The organism is Anaerobacterium chartisolvens, from assembly GCF_003337415.1.
GTDB classification, from domain to species: Bacteria; Bacillota; Clostridia; order Acetivibrionales; family DSM-27016; genus Anaerobacterium; species Anaerobacterium chartisolvens.
On record NZ_QPJT01000077.1, the window covers coordinates 1 to 1,348 of the forward strand.

The 1,348-nt window shown below is 37.4% G+C and carries 1 protein-coding gene; it reads right to left on the reverse strand.

Annotated features, from left to right (window positions below; translation table 11 throughout):
* Positions 1-1,308 (reverse strand): IS1182 family transposase (locus DFR58_RS21595; RefSeq protein WP_170138287.1); only part of this gene is annotated, 1,308 nt, incomplete at its 3' end.
* Positions 1,309-1,348 lie beyond the last annotated feature (40 nt).

Here is a 1,348-nt window from a genome sequence, read left to right on the forward strand (position 1 = left end):
TCCCCATCCCCTTTTTATTGTGCCAAATGGATGCTCCACTATCGTTTGGCGCATTCTGTATAATTCCTTGTTCTCACTGGTTCTATAATCAACAGTATCAAGGAACTCTTGATCTATAGACCTCGTAATAGTTCGGCCTTCTTTATTCTTTGTGCATAGTTTTTTAAACTCACATCTGTTACATGCGTTGTTATTTTTGTAATTCAGATTCTTAGTTTTTTCACTCAAAGCTTTTTTTCTAGTACATATCAGTTCATATCCAGCAGGGCAGATGTAAACATCCTTTTCTTTGTCATACACAAACTTATCAGGGTAAAAGTCCCTTTCCCCTGTGGCATTTGCAAAAACCTGTTTTGGAACATACGTTTCTATACCTTTCTTCTCACATTCCTTAAGGTCGTCCGCATTGTAATACCCTTTGTCAGCTAAAGCTTTAATACTATCTACTCCAAAAATGTCCTTTGCACAACCACTCATTACACTTAATTGACCCTGATCGGCTGGATTATTTATGACATTGCAGTCTACTACCAAGCTATGTTTACTGTCTACTGCGGTTTGAATATTGTAGCAGACATTAAGCCCGTTATTGTTTGTAACCATTAGCCTTGCATCTGGATCAGTGGTTGATATTTCAGTATTTCCATCGTTTTTAAGCTCATTTTGATAATTTTCATAAGTTTCTTTGCGGTGCCTTAATTCCCTGATCCTCTTGCTGATTTCTTCCTTGTCAGCCACTCTGCTACTTACCTCACTGCCATCGTTTTGATCAAGCTCAGACATGTATTCCTGCAGTTTCTTATCTATATACTTGATTTTTCGTTCAAGACTCTTTTTGTTGAAGTTATTCTTTTTTGAGTTACTTGCCCTGAACTTCGAACCATCCACTGCAACTATTTCCATACCAAACAAATCCCAATCCTTGCATAAGGACACCAATTGGCGGAATACTCTCTGTATGGCTTCTTTATTCCGCTTTCTGAACTCCGCAATTGTCCTGTAGTCAGGTTGTAACTTCCTAAGTAACCACATTAATTCTATATTTCTTCTCGCTTCTGCTTCAAGTCTCCTAGAAGATGCAATTCTATTGAGATATCCGTATAAAAACAACTTGAGCATATCAGCAGGATTATATCCGGGTCTGCCAGTATTTAAATCTTCCTTGTTTTTAAATCCCAACTCCTCTAAATCCAACGAATCAACAAAAGCTTCTATTGCTCTTACAGGGTTGTTATCAGTTATATATTCATCTATACACTCAGGGAAAGTGATTCTTCTCTTTCTGCTAATACCTTCAATATACCCCACAAATCCACCTTCTTTCCAATCAACTATACAATAATCCGAA